This is a genomic window from Devosia sp. A369, assembly GCF_054489345.1.
Genome location: NZ_JBTMWV010000002.1, coordinates 331,661 through 350,214 on the forward strand (window position 1 = coordinate 331,661; position 18,554 = coordinate 350,214).

General features: G+C 64.1%; 25 protein-coding genes, 2 tRNA genes and 1 pseudogene. 15 read left to right on the top strand and 13 right to left on the bottom strand.

Features of this window, described 5'->3' with window-relative positions; genetic code table 11:
* Positions 1-86: 86 nt before the first annotated feature.
* On the bottom strand, positions 87-455 hold the full coding sequence (locus ACX3OZ_RS05095) for a TIGR02301 family protein (RefSeq protein ID WP_459103956.1): 369 nt from the start codon (positions 453-455) through the stop codon (positions 87-89).
* A gap of 32 nt (positions 456-487) precedes the next feature.
* Positions 488-889: an NUDIX hydrolase gene (locus tag ACX3OZ_RS05100; RefSeq protein WP_459096698.1), complete on the bottom strand. Its 402-nt coding sequence runs from the start codon at positions 887-889 to the stop codon at positions 488-490.
* Between the two features lie 67 nt (positions 890-956).
* Between ACX3OZ_RS05100 and ACX3OZ_RS05105 the strand changes: the two genes are divergently transcribed.
* Positions 957-1,673 (top strand): SOS response-associated peptidase, encoded by a 717-nt coding sequence (locus tag ACX3OZ_RS05105; protein WP_459103957.1) that lies wholly within the window; start codon positions 957-959, stop codon positions 1,671-1,673.
* 194 nt (positions 1,674-1,867) lie between these two features.
* Here ACX3OZ_RS05105 and ACX3OZ_RS05110 read toward each other — a convergent pair whose 3' ends face one another.
* Both ACX3OZ_RS05110 and ACX3OZ_RS05115 read right to left on the bottom strand, forming a co-directional pair.
* Positions 1,868-2,425: a hemerythrin domain-containing protein gene (locus tag ACX3OZ_RS05110; protein WP_459103958.1), complete on the bottom strand. Its 558-nt coding sequence runs from the start codon at positions 2,423-2,425 to the stop codon at positions 1,868-1,870.
* A 68-nt stretch (positions 2,426-2,493) separates the two neighbouring features.
* Positions 2,494-3,909, bottom strand: a complete 1,416-nt coding sequence (locus tag ACX3OZ_RS05115; RefSeq protein WP_459103968.1) for an FAD-binding oxidoreductase — start codon at positions 3,907-3,909, stop codon at positions 2,494-2,496.
* Between the two features lie 104 nt (positions 3,910-4,013).
* Between ACX3OZ_RS05115 and fabI the strand changes: the two genes are divergently transcribed.
* The 6 genes and pseudogenes from fabI to aroC all read left to right on the top strand — a co-directional run bounded on the left by fabI (position 4,014) and on the right by aroC (position 7,391).
* Positions 4,014-4,823, top strand: coding sequence for an enoyl-ACP reductase FabI (fabI, locus tag ACX3OZ_RS05120; protein WP_459096702.1), 810 nt, complete (start codon positions 4,014-4,016; stop codon positions 4,821-4,823).
* 47 nt (positions 4,824-4,870) lie between these two features.
* Positions 4,871-5,482: a histidine phosphatase family protein gene (locus ACX3OZ_RS05125; protein WP_459096703.1), complete on the top strand. Its 612-nt coding sequence runs from the start codon at positions 4,871-4,873 to the stop codon at positions 5,480-5,482.
* Between the two features lie 79 nt (positions 5,483-5,561).
* Entirely contained in the window at positions 5,562-5,819 is a 258-nt protein-coding gene (locus tag ACX3OZ_RS05130; RefSeq protein WP_459096704.1) for an antitoxin, read from the top strand.
* Between the two features lie 14 nt (positions 5,820-5,833).
* A pseudogene (locus ACX3OZ_RS05135) lies at positions 5,834-6,037 on the top strand (PIN domain-containing protein); the annotation flags it as partial.
* Positions 6,038-6,062: 25 nt separating this feature from the next.
* On the top strand, positions 6,063-6,227 hold the full coding sequence (locus tag ACX3OZ_RS05140) for a hypothetical protein (protein WP_459096744.1): 165 nt from the start codon (positions 6,063-6,065) through the stop codon (positions 6,225-6,227).
* A gap of 48 nt (positions 6,228-6,275) precedes the next feature.
* Positions 6,276-7,391 (top strand): chorismate synthase, encoded by a 1,116-nt coding sequence (aroC, locus tag ACX3OZ_RS05145; protein ID WP_459103959.1) that lies wholly within the window; start codon positions 6,276-6,278, stop codon positions 7,389-7,391.
* 75 nt (positions 7,392-7,466) lie between these two features.
* Here the strand turns inward: aroC and ACX3OZ_RS05150 are convergent, their stop codons facing one another.
* From ACX3OZ_RS05150 to ACX3OZ_RS05170, 5 genes are all read right to left on the bottom strand, one after another.
* Positions 7,467-7,769 carry an alkylphosphonate utilization protein gene (locus ACX3OZ_RS05150; protein ID WP_459096706.1) on the bottom strand — a complete coding sequence of 101 codons (303 nt, stop codon included), beginning with the start codon at positions 7,767-7,769 and terminating at the stop codon, positions 7,467-7,469.
* Between the two features lie 72 nt (positions 7,770-7,841).
* The gene (locus ACX3OZ_RS05155) at positions 7,842-8,585 is read right to left on the bottom strand and encodes a TlyA family RNA methyltransferase (protein ID WP_459096707.1); all 744 of its coding nucleotides are present in this window, start codon (positions 8,583-8,585) and stop codon (positions 7,842-7,844) included.
* Positions 8,582-9,187: an SCO family protein gene (locus ACX3OZ_RS05160; RefSeq protein WP_459096708.1), complete on the bottom strand. Its 606-nt coding sequence runs from the start codon at positions 9,185-9,187 to the stop codon at positions 8,582-8,584. The genes ACX3OZ_RS05155 and ACX3OZ_RS05160 overlap by 4 nt, the downstream gene beginning before the upstream one ends.
* A gap of 8 nt (positions 9,188-9,195) precedes the next feature.
* Positions 9,196-9,438, bottom strand: a complete 243-nt coding sequence (locus ACX3OZ_RS05165) for an exodeoxyribonuclease VII small subunit (RefSeq protein WP_459096709.1) — start codon at positions 9,436-9,438, stop codon at positions 9,196-9,198.
* Positions 9,439-9,449: 11 nt separating this feature from the next.
* Entirely contained in the window at positions 9,450-10,397 is a 948-nt protein-coding gene (locus ACX3OZ_RS05170; RefSeq protein ID WP_459103960.1) for a histone deacetylase family protein, read from the bottom strand.
* Between the two features lie 65 nt (positions 10,398-10,462).
* On the opposite strand from ACX3OZ_RS05170, the gene ACX3OZ_RS05175 reads away from it, so the two are divergent.
* Entirely contained in the window at positions 10,463-11,407 is a 945-nt protein-coding gene (locus tag ACX3OZ_RS05175; protein WP_459103961.1) for an L-threonylcarbamoyladenylate synthase, read from the top strand.
* Positions 11,408-11,556: 149 nt separating this feature from the next.
* Here the strand turns inward: ACX3OZ_RS05175 and ACX3OZ_RS05180 are convergent, their stop codons facing one another.
* Positions 11,557-12,504 (bottom strand): DnaJ C-terminal domain-containing protein, encoded by a 948-nt coding sequence (locus ACX3OZ_RS05180; RefSeq protein WP_459103969.1) that lies wholly within the window; start codon positions 12,502-12,504, stop codon positions 11,557-11,559.
* 106 nt (positions 12,505-12,610) lie between these two features.
* On the opposite strand from ACX3OZ_RS05180, the gene pdxH reads away from it, so the two are divergent.
* Both pdxH and ACX3OZ_RS05190 read left to right on the top strand, forming a co-directional pair.
* Positions 12,611-13,234, top strand: a complete 624-nt coding sequence (pdxH, locus tag ACX3OZ_RS05185; RefSeq protein WP_459103962.1) for a pyridoxamine 5'-phosphate oxidase — start codon at positions 12,611-12,613, stop codon at positions 13,232-13,234.
* A 273-nt stretch (positions 13,235-13,507) separates the two neighbouring features.
* On the top strand, positions 13,508-14,326 hold the full coding sequence (locus ACX3OZ_RS05190; RefSeq protein WP_459103963.1) for a DUF1499 domain-containing protein: 819 nt from the start codon (positions 13,508-13,510) through the stop codon (positions 14,324-14,326).
* A gap of 18 nt (positions 14,327-14,344) precedes the next feature.
* Here the strand turns inward: ACX3OZ_RS05190 and ACX3OZ_RS05195 are convergent, their stop codons facing one another.
* Entirely contained in the window at positions 14,345-15,256 is a 912-nt protein-coding gene (locus ACX3OZ_RS05195) for an MBL fold metallo-hydrolase (protein ID WP_459103964.1), read from the bottom strand.
* Positions 15,257-15,354: 98 nt separating this feature from the next.
* Between ACX3OZ_RS05195 and ACX3OZ_RS05200 the strand changes: the two genes are divergently transcribed.
* Positions 15,355-15,966 carry a biotin transporter BioY gene (locus ACX3OZ_RS05200; RefSeq protein WP_459103965.1) on the top strand — a complete coding sequence of 204 codons (612 nt, stop codon included), beginning with the start codon at positions 15,355-15,357 and terminating at the stop codon, positions 15,964-15,966.
* 70 nt (positions 15,967-16,036) lie between these two features.
* On the opposite strand, the gene ACX3OZ_RS05205 is transcribed toward ACX3OZ_RS05200, so the two are convergent.
* Entirely contained in the window at positions 16,037-16,456 is a 420-nt protein-coding gene (locus ACX3OZ_RS05205) for a MarR family winged helix-turn-helix transcriptional regulator (protein WP_459096716.1), read from the bottom strand.
* A gap of 273 nt (positions 16,457-16,729) precedes the next feature.
* Between ACX3OZ_RS05205 and ACX3OZ_RS05210 the strand changes: the two genes are divergently transcribed.
* On the top strand, positions 16,730-17,332 hold the full coding sequence (locus tag ACX3OZ_RS05210) for a TetR/AcrR family transcriptional regulator (protein WP_459096717.1): 603 nt from the start codon (positions 16,730-16,732) through the stop codon (positions 17,330-17,332).
* A gap of 48 nt (positions 17,333-17,380) precedes the next feature.
* On the opposite strand, the gene ACX3OZ_RS05215 is transcribed toward ACX3OZ_RS05210, so the two are convergent.
* A tRNA-Pro gene (locus tag ACX3OZ_RS05215) sits at positions 17,381-17,457 on the bottom strand.
* 179 nt (positions 17,458-17,636) lie between these two features.
* Between ACX3OZ_RS05215 and ACX3OZ_RS05220 the strand changes: the two genes are divergently transcribed.
* The 3 genes from ACX3OZ_RS05220 (at position 17,637) to ACX3OZ_RS05230 (ending at position 18,436) form a co-directional block, all read left to right on the top strand.
* A tRNA-Gln gene (locus tag ACX3OZ_RS05220) sits at positions 17,637-17,711 on the top strand.
* Between the two features lie 273 nt (positions 17,712-17,984).
* A complete protein-coding gene (locus ACX3OZ_RS05225; RefSeq protein ID WP_459096718.1) occupies positions 17,985-18,212 on the top strand; it encodes a hypothetical protein in 228 nt (75 codons plus the stop codon).
* Positions 18,213-18,238: 26 nt separating this feature from the next.
* Positions 18,239-18,436, top strand: coding sequence for a hypothetical protein (locus tag ACX3OZ_RS05230; protein WP_459103970.1), 198 nt, complete (start codon positions 18,239-18,241; stop codon positions 18,434-18,436).
* Positions 18,437-18,554 lie beyond the last annotated feature (118 nt).

Here is an 18,554-nt window from a genome sequence, read left to right on the forward strand (position 1 = left end):
GCACGCTGTTATTTGACAGGCGCGCAGGAAGTAACCCGAAGGTTAACGGCACGTAGGGGATTGTAGCGAGTGGCCCCCAGGCGGGCCTATTCGGCGAAGCGCGTATGGATGTCGCGGGCGGTGCGCTCGGCCTCATTCAGCAGGCGCGTCAGGGCTTCGCGCGCGGCGGGCGTGCAGGCGCGGTGCGAGCGCGAATAGGCGGTGTAGCCGACATTGAAGGCCCCGGCGAGGCGCTGGCGGCGGTCTTCGTCGGGCTCATCGAGCGTGATCAGCTCGGCCATCTGGGCGCGCCAATCCTCGGTGCCGGCGGCGCAGAGCGGTTGCAGGAAATACAGGCTCCCCATGATCTCGGCCAGCCGCTCCATCCGCCGCTGATAGGGCGGATCGATGGCCAGGCTCGGCCCGGCAGTCAGGACGAAGAGCAGGGCGAGGAGGGCAGGACGAAACAGGGTCAAGATGGCGGTCCGCAGCGTGGTGCCTGTTCTTATCAGTTTTGCGCCAGAACTGCGAAGGCCTTCGCCAAGACGTCATCGAGCCGCGTGGTGGTGCGCAGGGCAATCAGCGCGACGGGGTCCATCCACATATGGTCGGCCACCTCATCGGAGGCGCGGACCTGGCCGGTGAAATCGCCGGTGGCAAACACCGCGAGGCGAAAAGTGCTGTCACGGCCCAGGGCCTGCACCATCACCGGGCGCGGATTGCGAATGACCAGCCCCACCTCCTCGGAGATTTCGCGGATGGCGCATTGCTCGATGGTTTCACCGGGCTCGAGGCGGCCGCCGGGCAGGGTCCACAGATTCTGGTAGGGCGCATAGGCGCGCTTGATCAGCAGGACCTTGCCGTCCCGAACGATGGCCACGCTGGCCGCATTTGGAGTTTCATCAGTCACTTGGGACTCATTTGCGATTCGATCCCGCAGAGACTACCTCTACTGCACTGATTCAGGAGGCAGGACCATGTGCGGACGCTATGCTTCAACGCTTCCCCCCGAAATGATGGCGGAATTGTTTAAGCTGCTCGGCTCGGTGCCGGTGGTGCCGCGTTATAATATCGCGCCGACCCAGCCGATTACCGCGATCTGGGAAGCTCATGGCCGGCGCGAAGGCCATTTTGCCCGCTGGGGGCTGGTGCCCGGCTGGGTGAAGGATCCGCGCGAATTTTCGCTGCTGGTCAATGCCCGCGCCGAATCGATGGCCAACAAGCCGGCGTTTCGCGATACGCTCAAGCATGGCCGCTGCATCGTCCCGGCCAGTGGCTATTACGAGTGGCACACCAATCCCGATAAATCCAAGCAGCCCTATTACATCACCATGGAAGACGACCGGCCGATGGCGCTGGCCGGGCTTTACGCCAGCTGGATGGGGCCGAATGGCGAGGAAATCGACAGCGTGGCGACGATCACTGTGCCGGCCAATCAGCAATTATCGGAAATCCATCACCGCATGCCGGTGATTTTGGATGGTGCGGCGATTGATGACTGGCTCAATGTGCGCGAAATCCGGGCCGCCGACGCCCAGCAACTGGCGCTGCCGCTGGCTGATGGAGCGCTGAAATTTCATCCGGTGTCGACGCGGGTGAATTCGGCCCGGGAAGATGATCCCGGGCTGATCGAGCCGGCGACGCTGGAGAAGCCGGCGCCGAAAAAGGCGACGCGGCAGCTGAGCTTGTTTTGAGGGACTGAACTCTCAGTCGACACCCTCCCCCTTGCGGGGAGGGATCAAGGGTGGGGGTGTTTAGCCACGATCATTGGGGCTCCCGCCCCCCTCCCGGCTCGATGACGGACTTAGCGAAGGGCTAAGTCCTATCTCGCTCTCCCTCCCCGCAAGGGGGAGGGTGAGGCCGGTGGTTGGGAGAGGCGGTAATTGCCCTACATGATCTCGAAATAGCCCAGCGCGTCGCCGATGGCGTCTTCTTCGTAGCCGAGATGGGACAGCAGCACGCGTTCCAGCGCCTCATAGACGGTGCGGGCGGCGATGAAATTGTCGGGGCCAGGTTCGCGCGCCAAAGCATTCAGCGCGTCGACCAGCCGGACCAGCAATTCATGCACCACGACGTGTTCGGCCTGCAGGCGTTCGGCGATTTTGCGGAAGGCGTCGCCCTTTTGTGCGAGCACCGGGAACAGGTGGTGATCCTCGATGGAATGGTGGGTGTTGACCACCTGGCAATACTGGCCGCAGAGGTTTCCGAAGCGTCGGTAATTGGCGATCATCGCCAGATCGCCGGTTTCGGCGGCGACTTCGGCGGGCGTGACCGTGCCGGCATTGGCGCGTTCGATCAGCGCGCTAAGGGTTTTCATATTGTGGCGCAGATGGTCGTGAATCTGCTTGAGGTGCAGGCCGGGGCCACGCTGGGCGTCGGTCAGACCTTCAAGTTTTTGCACCGGGGGACGCGTGGCGTCGTCGAGAAAAGCAATGTTGAGCAGCATGGCGCATAGATGGCGGTGGTGAGGGCCGGGTGCAAGACGGCACATGGTTGTGACTGTGGGACGGCCAACTAGCCCAGCATCTTGCCCGGGTTGAGGATGCCCTGGGGGTCGAGCGCGGCCTTGATGGCGCGCATCATGTCCAGCGCCACCGGGTCTTTCACCTGCTTGAGCAAGTCGACCTTGAGCTGGCCGATGCCGTGTTCGGCGGAGACGGAACCGCCGAGTTTCAGCACGATCTCGTAGATGGCCTCATGCAGTTTTTCGTCGGAGGCGGCCATGAAGGCCTTGGCGTCGGCGCCGATGGGCTGGCTGAAATTGAAGTGGATATTTCCGTCGCCCATATGGCCGAACGGCACCGGGCGGATGCCGGGCACCAGGCGCATAGCGGCGGCGCTACCTTCGGCGATCAGCTGTGGTACGGCGGCGATAGGCACCGAGACGTCATGCTTGATGGAAGCGCCTTCCTTGGACTGGACTTCGCTCATCTGTTCGCGAAATGCCCACATGCGGTTGCGCTCTGCCAGCGAGGCGGCGAACACGGCATTGTCGAGCAGGCCCTGCTCAAAAGCGGCTTCGATGGCGGCTTGCAGCGTGCCGGGCTGACCGCCCGCCATGCGCGAGACTTCGATCAGCGCATACCAGGGGGAGGGGCCGGCGCTGGGGTCGCGGTCGAGCATGCCGTGGCGCAACTGCATCTCGAGACCCAGCTCCGGGACGATCTCGAAGGCATTGAGGCGGCTGCCGATGCGGGCGCGCAGCAGCTGGAACAGGGTGAGTGCCGCCTCGGGGCCGGTGATGTTGACCAGCGCTGTCTCATACTCCTCCGGCTTGGCGAAGATTTTGAGGGTGGCGGCGGTGATTATGCCCAGCGTGCCCTCGGCCCCGACCAGCAGATCCTTGAGATCGTAGCCGGTATTGTCTTTTTTGAGCGAATTGAGGCCCTGATACAGCCGCCCATCGGCCAGCACCGCCTCGACGCCCATGGTGAGCTCGCGGGCATTACCATAGGCCAGCACATTGACCCCGCCGGCATTGGACGACAACACGCCGCCAATGCGCGCAGACCCCTGCGAGGCCAGCCAGAGCGGGAAAATGCACCCTTCGGCTTCGGCCGCCGCGTGGGCATGTTCGAGGATGACGCCGGCTTCGGCGGTCATGGTGCCGGCGGCGACATCGATGGTGCGGATGCGATTTAGCTTGGACAGGCTGACGATCACTTCGTCGCCGCGCAAGGGCACCTGCGCCCCGACCAGCCCGGTATTGCCGCCCTGGGGGATGAGGCCAACGCCATGTTCGGCAGCCCAGCGGACGATGGTCTGCACCTGTTCCACACTGGCCGGCAGGGCGATGGCGGCGGCTTTCTGGTGGAAGCGCTTGCGCGGCTCCTCGAGATAGGCGCCCATCTGCCCGAGCTCGCCGATCACGGCATTGCTCCCCAAGAGCGCGGTGAGCTGGGTAACGATCTCGGCGGCGGAAACTGTCATGGAAAAACCGGAGTTTGGCGGGCTATTGCGGGCGGCGAACTTGCCCCAACGGGCCGCCATGTGCCACAACCGGCGCAACGACTCCAGCAAGGGATAACACAACAATGGCCACTGGATTGATGGCAGGCAAGCGCGGCTTGATCATGGGCCTCGCCAACAACCGCTCGATCGCCTGGGGCATCGCCAAGGCGCTGCATGCGCAGGGCGCGGAAATGTGCTTCTCCTATCAGGGCGAAGCGCTGAAGCGCCGCGTCGAGCCGCTGGCCGCCGAAGTCGGCTCGGATTTCCTCGTCGAATGCGACGTGACCGACGACGCGGCGATGGACGAGACCTTCCGCCAGATCAAGGACAAGTGGGGCGAACTCGATTTCGTCGTCCACGCCATCGGCTTTTCCGACAAGAACGAGCTGGAAGGCCGCTATATCGACACCAGCGCCGCCAACTTCGCCATGACCATGAATATCTCGGTCTATTCCTTCACCGCCGTCGCCAAGCGCGCCGAAGCGTTGATGAAGCCGGGCGGGGCGCTGCTGACGCTGACCTATTATGGCGCGGTGAAGTATGTGCCGAACTACAACGTGATGGGCGTGGCCAAGGCAGCGCTTGAGGCCTCGGTGCGCTATCTCGCCGTCGACATGGGCAAGAATGGCATTCGCGTCAACGCCATCTCGGCCGGCGCCATCAAGACCCTCGCCGCCTCGGGCATTTCGGGCTTGCGCGACATGCTGCACTGGCAGGAAGCCAATTCGGCCATGCGCAAGAACGTCTCGACCGACGATGTCGGTGGCTCGGCGCTGTATCTGCTGAGCGACCTGGCCAGCGGCGTCACCGGCGAAATCCACTATGTCGACGCCGGCTTTAATGTCGTCGGCATGAAGCTGCTGGACAATGTCGAGCCTGCAGCCAACGAATAGGCCCTCTCTTTCGATAGGACGCGTCGGCAGCGGCGCGGGAATGTGCAATGACAGCCCTGGTCTGGCCGGAAATCTACTTCATCCGGCATGGTGAAACGCCCTGGAATGCCGAACGCCGCTATCAGGGGCGCAAGGATATTCCGCTCAACGACAAGGGCCGTGGCCAGGCCAGCCAGAACGGGGTGGCCCTGGCCGCCCTGTTCGCCGAACGCGGGCTCGACCCCAATGCGTTCGAATGGCACGCTTCGCCGCTGGGGCGGACGCGCGAGACCATGGACCGGGTGCGCGCCGGCTTCACCACCCATCTCCCCGATGTTCAGTATGACGTGCGGCTGATGGAGATTTCCTTCGGCGTGCTGGAAGGCGAATTGTTCGAGCAATTGCCGGCCAATATGGCCATCGCGCCGGGCGAGCGCACCGCCGACTATTGGGACTATCGTCCCCAGGACGGCGAGAACTACCGCGACGTGGAAGCTCGGCTGGCCGAATTTGCCGCCGTGCTCAAGGGCCCGTCGGTGGTGGTGGCCCATGGCGGCATCGCCCGCACATTGCGTGTGCTGATCGAACATGCGCCGATCCTCGACGTGATCAACTGGGCCCCGCCGCAGGACGCGATCATGCATTTTACCCCGGGGAAGATGGAATTGCTGCGGGGGTAGGGGGCGGTCGCTGCGCACCCAGCTTGTGAGGGGCGGCCATCGGGCCTATATTTGGGCATCTGCCTGATGGAGGCGCCCAGTGAACGAGATCAAGCCAGTAATGTCGGCAATTGCGCGGCTGGAGCGTACGGACGATGGTGCGCAGATCGTTGTCTTGCCGCCAGGTTTCGAGTTGCCCTTGGGCGAAGTGAATATCCGCCGCGATGGAGACAGACTCATCGTCGAGCCAAGGAAGTCGTTGCTTGAGGCTCTCGATGAGATGGAGCCCCTCACCATAGAGGAGTGGCCTGACATCACCGATGACGATCTTCCGCCATTGCGAGATGTAATCCTTTGAGCCTGATAAAGGCCATGCTTGATACCAATATCGTCTCGGACCTGATCCGCAGCCCGCAGGAAGGCAAAGCGCGCACCCGGCTGGTGGGCTATGGAGTCGACCGGGCTTGCATCAGTATCATCACATCTGCGGAAATTCAGTTTGGCTTTGCCAAGAGACCTTCGTCGCGCCTTGAGCGCAATCTTGAATTGCTGCTCGGCAGCCTGACTATTCTCCCATTCGGGGGACCGGCGGATTACCACTATGGGCGGCTTCGAGCCGGGCTGGAACGCGCGGGGGACGCCGATTGGATCGCACGATCTGCTGATCGCCGCACACGCGCTTTCGCTCGACCTGACCCTCATCACTGCCAATGTCCGCGAGTTCGCCCGGGTGCCAAATCTGCGGGTGGAGAACTGGCTCGATTGACCTGCCGGGCTGCGCTGCCTAGAAAGCGGCCAACCATGAGGCCGCGCCATGTCTTTCAATAGTTTCGGACATTTGTTTCGTTTCACCACCTGGGGCGAGAGCCATGGGCCGGCGATTGGCGTGGTGGTGGATGGCTGCCCGCCGGGGCTGGTGCTGACGCCCGAACTGATCCAGCGCGATCTGGAACGCCGCAAGCCGGGGCAGTCGAAATATACTACCCAGCGCCGCGAGGCCGATGAGGTGAAGATTCTGTCGGGCGTGTTCGAGGATGAGCGCACCGATGGGCCGCGCACCACCGGCACGCCGATTTCGCTGCTGATCGAGAATACCGATCAGCGCTCCAAGGATTATGCCGAAATCCGCGACAAATATCGGCCCGGCCACGCCGACTACACCTATGACCAGAAATATGGCATCCGCGATTATCGCGGTGGCGGCCGCACCTCGGCGCGCGAAACCGCAGCGCGGGTGGCGGCAGGTGCGGTGGCGCGGCAGGTGCTGGCCGGCGTGACCATTCGCGCCAGCCTGGTGCAGGTGGGGCCGCACAAGATCGACTACGACAATTTCGACTGGGATCAGGTCGACCAGAACCCGTTTTTCTGTGCCGACGCGACGGCGGCCGCGGTGTGGGCGGACTATCTCGACGGCATCCGCAAGACCGGCAATTCGGTCGGTGCGGTGATCGAGGTGGTGGCCGAGGGTGTGTCGGCAGGCTGGGGCGCGCCGGTCTATGGCAAGTTGAGCGCCGATCTCGCTTCGGCGATGATGAGCATCAATGCCGTGAAGGCGGTGGAAATCGGGGCGGGGTTTGAGGCGGCGAGCCTGACCGGCGTCGACAATGCCGATCAGATGCGGGCTGGGGCCGAGCGGCCCTATTTCCTGTCCAACCATGCCGGCGGCATTCTGGGCGGGATTTCCAATGGCGATCCGGTGGTGTGCCGCTTTGCGGTGAAGCCGACCTCATCGATCCTGACGCCGCGCCAGACGGTGACCACGACCAATGAGGACGTCGATATCATCACCAAGGGGCGGCATGACCCCTGTGTCGGCATCCGGGCGGTGCCGGTGGGCGAGGCGATGATGGCGCTGGTGCTGGCGGATCACGCGCTGCGCCATCGCGGCCAGACCGGGCGCGAGGGCGCAGTGGGGTTTGCGCGGAACTGAGGGGGCGGCCCCCCTCCTAACCTCCCCCTGGTAGGGGGAGGAACTGCGCGGTGATTGGGGTGAGGCCAGAGCCGCTTAGCGCTTGCGGACGAATTCGGTGCGCAGCACCAGGCCCTTGATGGCGTCGTAGCGGCAGTCGATCTCTTCGGGATTATCGGTCAGGCGGATCGAGCGGATCACGGTGCCCTGCTTGAGGGTCTGGCCGGCGCCTTTGACCTTGAGATCCTTGATCAGCACCACGGAATCGCCATCGACCAGCACGGTGCCGGAGGCGTCGACGACGGTCGGGCCCGCTGCGGCCTCGGCTGCGACTTCTGAAGCAGGGCGCCACTCGCCGGTCTGTTCGTCATAGACATAGTCATCATTGGCGTCAGCCATGGTCGGGTCCGATCATGTTAGGGGGAGCGTTGTCCTGCCCTAACCCATGCGACCGGCAAACACAAATTGGGGTCAGGCCGCGCCGCGCCCGAACACCAGCACGGTCTCCACATTGCCGTCGCCCCCGGCGATGGGGGAGGTGATGGAGTGCTGATGGGCAAAGCCCTGTTCGGCGACGAAGGCGATGACTTCCTCGAGTGCGGCCTCGATGGCTTCGGCGCTGGTGACGATGCCGCCCTTGCCGACATTGCGGCGACCGACTTCAAATTGCGGCTTGAACAGGATGATCGCCGAGGCGACAGGGCTGCACAGCGCCAGCGGCGCGGCGAGCACCTTGGTGACCGAGACAAAGCTCACATCCGAGACCAGCAGATTGATCGGCTCGGGGATCATTTCGGCGGTCAGGTCGCGGGCGTTGACGCCTTCCATGCTGACGACGCGGTCGCTGCCCTTGAGGCGCGGATGCAATTGGTCGTGGCCAACATCGACGGCATAGATGCGGCGCGCGCCGCGTTCCATCAGCACCTGGGTGAAGCCGCCGGTGGAACTGCCGACATCGAGGCAGATGAGGCCGGTGGCGTCGATATTGGCGATCTCCAGCCCGGCCACCAGCTTGAGGGCGGAGCGCGAGACGTAATTGGCGGCGGGATCGTCAATCGCCAGTCTGTCGTCGCGGCCCACCATCTGGTTCTGCTTGACGGCGGTGACGCCGTTAATGGTGATGGTGCCACGCAGAATGGCGTCGCGGGCGCGGGCCCGGCTGGGCACCAGGCCACGCTGTTCGAGCGCCAGATCGAGGCGGATGCGTTCGCTCATTTGTTGACCAGACGTTTGACCTTGGCCAGCGCCACGTCCTGGGATTCCTCATAGGACACGGTGCCCACAAAGGTCCCGTCGGCGCCGATAAGGAAGGTGAGGGCGGTGTGATCGACCAGATAATACGGGTCGTCTGCGGCAAAGCCGTCGGCTCGCTGGCCGACGACGCCAAAGGCCGCCTTGACGGCCGTGGTCTGCGCTTCGTCGCCGACGAGGCCGATGATCGAGGAATCAAAGCCTTCGACATAGCCCTTGATTGCTTCCAGCGTGTCGCGGGCCGGATCGACGGTGACGAAGATGATGCGCAACTGTTCGGGCGTCAGGCCCAGCTGTTCACGCCAGGCGGTGGTTTCGGCCAGCGTGGTGGGGCAGACATCGGGGCAGTGGGTATAGCCGAAGAAGACCAGGCTCGGCGCGCCGCGCAGATCGTTCTGGGTGAAATTGCCGCCCGCCGTGGAGGCGAGGGTGAATTCCTGGCCGGTGACGCCGAGCGGCCGCTTGGGCGGCTGGAATACATAGAGCGCAGTGGCGCCGATCGCCACGACGGCGACCAGCACCCACAGCACGATGCGAAAATTGCGGATGGATTTGCTGGTGGTCATGACCGGTTTCAGGCGTCCAGCGGCTCGGTGCCGGTGGGCTTGCCGTCGCGCGACAGGGTGATTTTTTCGATGCGGGCTTCGGCGGTGCGCAGCAGGGCTTCGCAGTGGGCCTTGAGGGCTTCGCCGCGCTCATAGATGGCGATGGATTCGGCCAGCGGCGCGCGCCCGGATTCGAGCTTGCCGACGATTTCTTCCAGCTGGGCCAGAGCGGCCTCGAAACTCAGCGTCTTGACGTCGTCATTCTCGGGCATGGTACTTAATCCTAGTCTTCGAGACGCCCAGTGGCGCCGTCCAGCAGCATGGCGACATGGTGCGAAACGCCCCCGGCCAGGCCCTTGAGGTCATACCCACCTTCGAGCAGCGACACAATGCGGTTGCCGCAGCGGCGCTCGGCCACATCCATCAACTTTCCGGTGAGCCAGCCGAAGTCGCTCGACTGCCAATTGAGCTGGGCCAGCGGATCGCGCTGATGCGCGTCAAAGCCGGCCGAGAGCAGGATCAGATCGGGGGAGAAATCGACCAGCGCCGGAATGATGCGGGTCAGATAAGCGTCGCGCATGGCTTCGCCGTCGCTGCCGGTATCGAGGGGAATATTGACGATATTGCCGACGCCGACCTCCTCGGGCCGGCCGGTGCCGGGAAACAGCGGCATCTGGTGGCTGGAGGCGTAGAACACACTGGGATCGTCTTTGAAGATATCCTGCGTGCCATTGCCGTGATGCACGTCGAAATCGATTATGGCGACGCGCTCGGCGCCATATTTACGCTGCGCCTCGCGGGCGGTGATAGCCACGGTGTTGATCAGGCAAAAGCCCATCGGCGTGGCGATTTCGGCGTGGTGGCCGGGCGGGCGAATGGCGCAGAAGGCATTGTCGACTTCGCCCAGCAGCACCGCATCCAGCGCTGCCAGCGCGCCGCCCAGCCCGGTGGCAATGGCCGCCAGCGAGGTGCCGGAAATGAAGGTGTCGCTATCGAGCTGGCCGATGCCTTCGGCGGGACGACTGTCGCGCAGGCGGGCCAGATAGCGGCTGTCATGCACCAGCTCGGCCAGCATCAGATCGCCACTGGGGGCGTCGCGGCGCAGCAATTTGTCGAAGCGCGACCGGGCGAGCGCGTCCTCGACGGCGCTGATGCGGTCGGCGCGCTCGGGATGACCCTGCGGCGTCACATGATCGGCAAAGTTCGGCTGGCTGACGAGCAGCGTGGTCACATGCGTCTCCGGTTGATTCGTCGCTTCGTCTTGACGCGCCGGGGTCCGGTTGTCAAACAACGCGGATGACCGAGCCCGTTATCACCGACCCCGCGACCATTGAGGAAGCCGCCGCCCTGTTGCGCGCCGGCCAGCTCTGCGCCTTTCCCACCGAGACCGTTTATGGCCTCGGCGCCGACGCCACCAATGCCGATGCGGTGCTGTCGATTTACGAGACCAAGGGCCGGCCGCGGCTCAATCCGCTGATCATCCATTGCGCTGATCTGGCGATGGCCCGGAATTTTGCCGAATTCTCGCCGCTGGCGCTGCAGGTGGCGACTCTGTGGCCGGGGAGCCTGTCATTGGTGCTGCCGGCACGGCCGGGCAATGGGCTGGCCGATGTGGCGACGGCCGGGCTCGATAGCGTGGCGATCCGGATTCCCGATCATCCGCTGGCCTTGGCGCTGATTGCGGCCGTCGGTCGGCCACTGGCCGCGCCCTCGGCCAATCCATCGGGGCGGCTGTCGCCGACTACGGCGGCGCAGGTACGGCGCGGCTTTGGCGGGCGCGTGCCGGTGCTGGATGGCGGGCCGTGCCGGGCCGGAGTGGAATCGACGATTTTGCGGATCGAGGGCGAGCGGCTGGTGCAATTGCGCGCCGGGGCGGTGGCGCGGAGCGAGATCGAGCAGCGGCTGGGGGTGACGGTGGCGGTAGCGGCGAAAAACGCGGCGGTGGCGGCGCCGGGGATGCTGGCGAGCCATTATGCGCCCAATGCGCAGATGCGGCTCAATGCCGAGCCGAGGGATGGCGAAGCGTTTCTGGCGTTTGGAGCCGCGCCGGACTTTGCCGGGACGATGCGAAACCTGTCAGCGGGCGGCGATCTGCGCGAGGCGGCGCGGAATTTGTTCTCGATGCTGCATGAGCTGGATGCGACGGGGGCAGGGGTGATCGCGGTGGCGCCGATTCCGGAGATGGGGCTGGGCGAGGCGATCAATGACCGGCTGACGCGGGCGGCGGCACCGCGGGAGTAGAACGCGGCTTGGGGCCCCACCCCCTCCTAGCCTCCCCCTTCAAGGGGGAGGTATCAGATCGAGCTTGGGGCACGAACTCAGGTCAACCACAGGTCACACCTCCCCCATGATGGGGGAGGTTGGGAGGGGGTGACCTGCCGGGCTTGGGACTAGTCCCGAACCTTATACGGCTTCTGGTCGCGCATGAATCTTGCCAGGGCTTCGAGGTCCGGGTCGCCGCCGGGGGGCAGGACGACCCGCAGATTCACGTAGAGATCGCCGTCGCCATAGAGGCCCTTGCCTTTGAGACGGAGCGCCTTGCTGGTGTCGACGCCGGGCGGCAGGTTGAGTTCGACGGAGCCGTCGAGCGTCGCTACCCGCACCTTGGCGCCGAGTACCGCCTCGTAGAGGGTCAGCGCGGCGTCGGTGCGCAGATCGGCGCCGTCGCGGCGGAACTGCTTGGATTTTTCGAAGCGCACGGTGACCAGCGCGTCGCCGGGTTCGCCCAGGCCAGGCGAGCCCTGGCCCTTGAGGCGGATCTGCTGACCCTCCTCGACCTTTTCGGGCAGCTTGACCGACAGCACCTTGCCGGTGGGCATGCGCACCGGGATCGAATTACCCTTATGGGCGTCTTCCAGCGAGATGGTGGCGTTGACCACGATATCTTCGCCCTTGAGGCTGCGACCACCGCCACCGGTGCCAGCGCTGGCGGTTCCGGCAAACGGGTCCCATTGCGCACCGGCGCCCGGGCCACGACCGCCCATGCCGCCGCGCGGCTGGCCGCCAAAGCCGCTCATGAATTCCTTGAGGATGTCCTCGGCCGAGAAGCCACCGGCCGCGCCACCAGCCCCGCTCCGCGCGCCGCGCTGGCCGGGACTGAAGCCGGCAAATTTGGGATTGCCGTCGCCATCAATCTCGCCGCGGTCGAACTGGCCGCGTTTGTCGGCGTCGCTCAACAGCTCATAGGCATTGTTCGCCTCGGCAAATTTGCCGTGCGCCGATGGATTGTCTGGGTTCTGGTCGGGGTGATACTTCTTGGCCAGCTTGCGATAGGCGGACTTGATGTCCTTTTCGCTCGCCGATCTTGGCACCCCAAGCACGGTATAGGGATCGCGCATCTGGTCCATTCAATGAGTCGGGCGTTGCTTGCCCCAAGGTTCACGTTCTATATGGCGACGGCCCCCCGCCTTGTCCAGTTTCCCGCGACGAAGGGATGATAAGTCTATGCTGCAAACGCTGACCGAACGCCTGTTTGACGACAGCGACCGCACCGATCTCGACCCGTTTGCGGTGTTCGAAGAGTGGTTTACGCTGGCCAAGGAGGCCGAGCCCAACGATCCCCACGCCATGGCGGTTGCCAGCGTCGATGCCGACGGCCTGCCCGATGTGCGCATGGTGCTGCTTAACGCGCACGACGCCAGAGGGTTCTGTTTTTTCACCAATTTCGACAGCGACAAGGGCCACCAGCTGTTGGCCCAGCCCAAGGCGGCGCTGGTGATGCACTGGAAATCGCTGCGCCGGCAGGTCCGGGTGCGCGGGCCGGTGGAAGTGGTGGCGCCGGCAGAGGCCGACGCCTATTTCGCCAGCCGCCCCAAGGGTAGCCAGATCGCGTCGTCGGCATCCGATCAGTCGCGGGTGCTGGAGAACAAGATGATCCTGCTCGACCGCGTGACAGAAATGGCCACCAGGATCGACGATGGACCAGTGACGCGGCCGCCGCATTGGTCGGGCTTTCGCATCGTGCCGAGCAGCATTGAATTCTGGAAAGACGGCGAGTTCCGGCTGCATGACCGGGTGCGGTTTACCCGCGATGGTGCGGGTTGGGCGAGTTCGCGGCTTTATCCGTAGGAATGCGGATAAAGTCTATCAGTCTGCCACCCTCCCCCTCTGCGGGGAGGGAGGCGAGATAGGACTTAGCCCTTCGCTAAGTCCGTGATCGAGCCGGGAGGGGGTGCGAGAGCCCCGATATCGCGGCTAATCTACCCCCACCCTTGATCCCTCCCCGCAAGGGGGAGGGTGTCGACTGTGGGTTCAGTGCGTTCTCCAATCCAGAACCCAAAAAATCTTCAAACTCAGGCAAGACCTTGTCGCTAGTCTTGGGGCGCAGGTTAAGGGGCGGCGTTGCGCATACTGATCCGGACATCGAAATGGGCGATTTGGGCGCGGCGGCTGGGTAGCGTCGCGGTGCCGCTCGTCATCATTTCGGTGTTGCTGCATCGCTTCCGGCTGATCACCAGCGATGTGTTCCTGGTGGTTGCGCTGGTGGCCGGTGCGGTGGCGCTGCTGGCCGTGCTGACGGCGCTGGTGGCGCTGGGGCGGCTATGGCAGACCGGGGATCGGGGCTGGGGCCTGGGGTTTGCCGGGCTGTTCCTCGGCGCGCTCTGCCTGTTGCCCTATGGCTGGTATGGCAATCTGCTGCTGCGCTATCCGGCGGTGACCGATATCGCCACCACCCAGCGGGGGCAACTGCCGCTAGTCTTCGAGCCGGGTACGGCGGCGATGCCGCCGCCCAAGCTGCTGGCACCGGCCGAGATGGCCACGATTTTTCCCAATGTGGAAACCCGCGATTATCCGCTGGGGCTGACGCAGACTTTCGCGCTGGTGCAGGCGCTGGTGGCTGAGCAGGGTTGGGACATAAGGCGGCTGCGCGAACCGGCGGCAGGCTTGGCCGCCGGCCAGCTCAACGCCCAGATCGTCACGCTGCCGGGCTGGCGCGAGGAGGTGGTGATTCGCGTGACCGGAGGGCCGGACGAGGCCGTGGTCGATATGCGCTCGGCCTCGCTCAATGCGCTGCATGATTTTGGCTCTAACGGCCAACGCATCGAGGCCTTCATGATCGCGCTGGACGACGCAGTGACCACGCTGCTGCGCGACAACCCCAATGCCAATGCGCCGGTTGAAGCCGACGTCGAAGCGATCCCGGTGGTGCCGGTCGAGTAGCGCGGCGGCGTTCTCCCGTCAGACGCTGGCTATGCTGGTGCCCAACAGGCTGCGCCTGACCCGCAGCTGCCCCAATCCCTCCAGATATTCGACATGGGCGGTGATGGTCATGCCGGCGGCGCGGCGCACCGGCAGCGGCTGAGCCGGATAGATGGTCGCGACAATGGCCGGCACAGTGCGAGCACCGGCGTGGACGGCCGCGAGCACCTGCTGGTTGCGCAACTGGCGATGGGCGCGCAGGGCGGTGGCGTAGGTCGGGCCATCGGCGATGGGGCCGCCATGGGCCGGGACATAGCGGTGGCAGGGCAGGGCGATCACCTTGTCGAGCGAGGCGAAGTAATCCGCCATCGAGCCATCGGGCACCGAGACCAGCGTCGAATTCCAGCCCATGACATGATCGCCGCTGAGCAGGATATCGCCGGCGCTGAAGGCCAGATGATTGGCGCAATGGCCGGGTGTGGTGTGGACAGTGATGGCGAGGTCGCCGGCGGTGATGGTTTCGCCATCGACAAGGATGCGGTCCGGCACCAGATCCCAGTCGCAGGAATTGCGGATCGGGTTGCGCTCGAATCGGCGCAGCGGGCGCGACAGGCGATGCTGGCCGCCAAACCACAGCGGCGCGTCCAACGCGCGCGCCATCTGCGCCGCGGCGGCGCTGTGGTCTTTGTGGGTATGCGAAAGAACTATCGCGTCAACGGGCCGTCCGGCGATGGCGCGGGTGAGCGCGGCCCAATGGGTTGGATCAATCGGCCCCGGATCGACCAGCGCAAGCCGTTCATGGCCCAGCAAAAAGCTGTTGGTGCCAGTGAACGTATAGGCGCTGGCATTGGGCGCGGTGACGCGGGTTATGCCGGGCGCCACGGGGACCGCGTGACCGGTTTGAGGGTCAAAGTCGCGGTCGAACGACAGGGCTTGGGTGGGGGACGCCATTGCGCTCACTTTATCGACAGACTAAAGAGATTATAGTTTTTGAACGACAGGCGGCCTGGGAGAGGACGCCGGTTCACATGAAGCATGGAAGGTATGAAATGGCTGTGACTTTGACCACGCCCAACACGCTGCTCGGCGCGTTCCAGCCCAAGGGCGATGCCGCTAAGCTGGCGTCCAATATCGCAACCGTCGTGCTCGGCACGCTGCTCATCACCCTCTGCGCCAAGATCAACGTGCCGGTGTGGCCGGTGCCGGTGACGCTGCAGGGCTTTGCCATCGCTGGCCTTGCCGCCGCGTTCGGCCTGCGCATCGGCGTTGCCACCGTGGCGCTTTATCTGCTGGAAGGCGCGATGGGCCTGCCCGTCTTCGCCACCGGCGGGGGCCTCGTCTATCTCGTCGGCCCGACCGGCGGTTTCCTGCTCGGCTTCCTCGCCATGGCTGCCATCATTGGCTACGCCGCGGACAAGGGCGCTTCGGGCAAGCCGCTGACTCTGTTTGCGGCCATGCTGGTTGCCGACGCCGTGCTGCTGGTGCTGGGCTTTGCCTGGCTGCTGGTGCTCTCGGGCAATGCCGGCTGGATCGATCAGAACAATGTGGTTGCTTCGGCCTTCGCCGGCGCTATCCAGCCCTTTATCGTCTGGGACGTGCTCAAGATGGCCTTGGCCGCGCTGACCGTGACCGGCGCCTGGAGCCTGTTCGCCAAGCGCTAAGCCGCCGCGACAGCATTTTTGAAAAGGCCGGCCTTGCGCCGGCCTTTTTGTTTTTAGCGGGGGCGTCGGACTAACGCTCAGCCGACAGCCGGCGAACCACCAGCTCGAGGGCGCGCGCAAAACAGGCTTGCTGCTCCGGCGCCAATTCGGTCAGGGCCGCCTCGACCGCCTGGGTGGGGTCATGCTCCAGCATGGTGAGGCCGGCGGGGGTGAGCTCGAGCAGCCGGGCGCGGCCCTTGGGCTGTTCGGCGGCCTGATGCAGGAAGCCCTTCGCCACCAGCGTGCGCACCGTGCGGCTCACCGGGCCGTTGCCCAGCCCCTGAAAGCGGGCCAGCGCGCTGGCGGTGCGCATATGCTCGGGGGCGCGGGAGAAATAGCGCAAGGCGGCCCACTGCGCCGGAAACAGCTCGGCCGCGTAGCCGCGCGAATGCAGCATGCGGGCGGTGAGTTCCAGCAATTCAGCAAGCGCTGATGTCGATAGGGACGGCAAAGCCAAACTCCGGCGCTAAGATCCATCCCGGTGCCTGGCGCGTCCGGGTCGCCTCTGCTCATCCCCCAAGCCGCTCGATTCATACAAACGCTTTCGGGCGCAACACAATCACACCTCACGGCATCGTTAAAAACCTGTGTGTTTTTCTCTCAAATTGCACTGTGGCTGGGATAGGCGGCGGGTGGTTTTTCGCGGGAGGCTCTGTCCGCTTCCCGCATGGCCAAGTTTTGCGCTAGGCATTAGGCTGCTCAGCCCGCAGGTGGACAGGCCGGAATGGACAAGACGCATAACAAGAGCGCTGCCGGCCGACCGGATGCGAGAATCAGCGATCGGCAGCAGGACATTCTGGAAAGCGCCGCTTTGCTGTTTGCCGAGCGCGGCTATGTCGCCACCTCGATTCGCGACATCGGCACCAAAGTCGGCCTGCGCGGCGGTTCGCTATATTACTACATCGACTCCAAGGAAGCGCTCTATATCCGCATCCACAACGCGGCCCTGAAACGGGCAGAAGGCCGCATCCGCAGCGCCATGGACGGGCTCGACGAGCCCTGGCAGCGCCTGGAAGCGGCCTGCCGAACGCTGCTGGAACTGCAGGTCGACCCCAGCTCCATCACGATACCCCTGATGCATGATCTGCAATCCGTGCCCCCAGGGGTGCGCGAGCAGATGATCGCCGGGCGCGACGCCTTCGAAGCACTGTTCATCGCGCTGATCGACGATTTGCCGCTGCCGGAGCGGCTCGACCGCGCCACCTATCGCATTTTCCTGCTGTCGCTGATCAACAACGCGCATAGCTGGTATCGCGAGGGGCGCCTGTCGGTGCAGGACATCGCCACCCAGATGCTCGCGGTTTTTCGCCACGACGCCGAAGGCTAAGCGCTGTCTCCAACAAAAAGCCCGACCTCCGAAGAGGCCGGGCTTGATTGGTCGGAGTAGAGTGATTCGAACACTCGACCCCCTGCTCCCGAAGCAGGTGCGCTACCAGGCTGCGCTATACTCCGTCAGGGTCGCGATCCGGGAATCAATTGGCAGTAGCACCGAAATGGGTGATTGCTGCCAGTCGCGATGGGGCGGGTTATAGCCGCGCTTGCCGTCCCATTCAAGCGCCTGATGCAGGCTTTTTATCTTGCTCGCACCCATGTTGCACGGTCATGGCAAACCGTGTAGGAACCGCGCCAGTTGGGGTGTCGCCAAGCGGTAAGGCACCGGTTTTTGGTACCGGCATTCCCAGGTTCGAATCCTGGCACCCCAGCCAACTTTCCCATAAGTCATTGAAAAGGTTAGTTTTCGGCCCCATGGGGAGTCGCAGCTAGTCTCAGCTGTATTACATGGGTGTGTTACATGCTTGAAGGAGCATGTCGCTTGCCTGCCATTGCGCACTGTTTTCGGCGCGACGCCGTCTATTATTGGCGTCGCTGGACACCGGAACCCAGACGGGCCAGCTGGTGGAAGTATGCCGCGCTGAATCTAGACACCGATATTCAGCGCGGAACGCCTAAGGCCTTTACTAGGAAGGAACATCTCCCCGGTGTGCCTGTTCAAGGCTGAGCAGGAGGCGATCAAACGGGAGGAGGCGGCCGCAAAGGCTGAAGAAAATGCTGCTCTCACTCAGAAGATGGCCGTGGAGGCGGGAGAGATGATGTTGGGCGAGCTGACTGAACTTCTTAAAAGTCCCGATCTGGCCACGCTCGCCCCCGACCTAAAGTGGGCACTTGGAGCCTTCCGCGCGGGATCTTTGAGGCCTTCGGTAGGTTAAAGCCTGTACAGGCTGGAGTGCTGACATTGCTAGCGACGCTGGCAAAAATTTTTGCTGACATACGCACCCGCCTGGATAGCATTCGTCGCAGGGAAACCGAACTTGACGAGGTGCTCCAGCAGGTCAATGCGATCAAAGATCGTATGACAACTGAAGACGAGGCGATCGTTTCGCGGGCGGCAGCAGCACTTGCGAGCATAGAGGATGACGGGCCGTCTGAATAGCCCCGCGTTCTGTAGACACCTTCGGGGTTAGGTTTGGTGTCGTCGCTCGAACTCGACAGGTGAGAGCATACCATTGCGGGCGTGCTTGCGGGTCGGGTTGTAGAACATCTCGATGTAA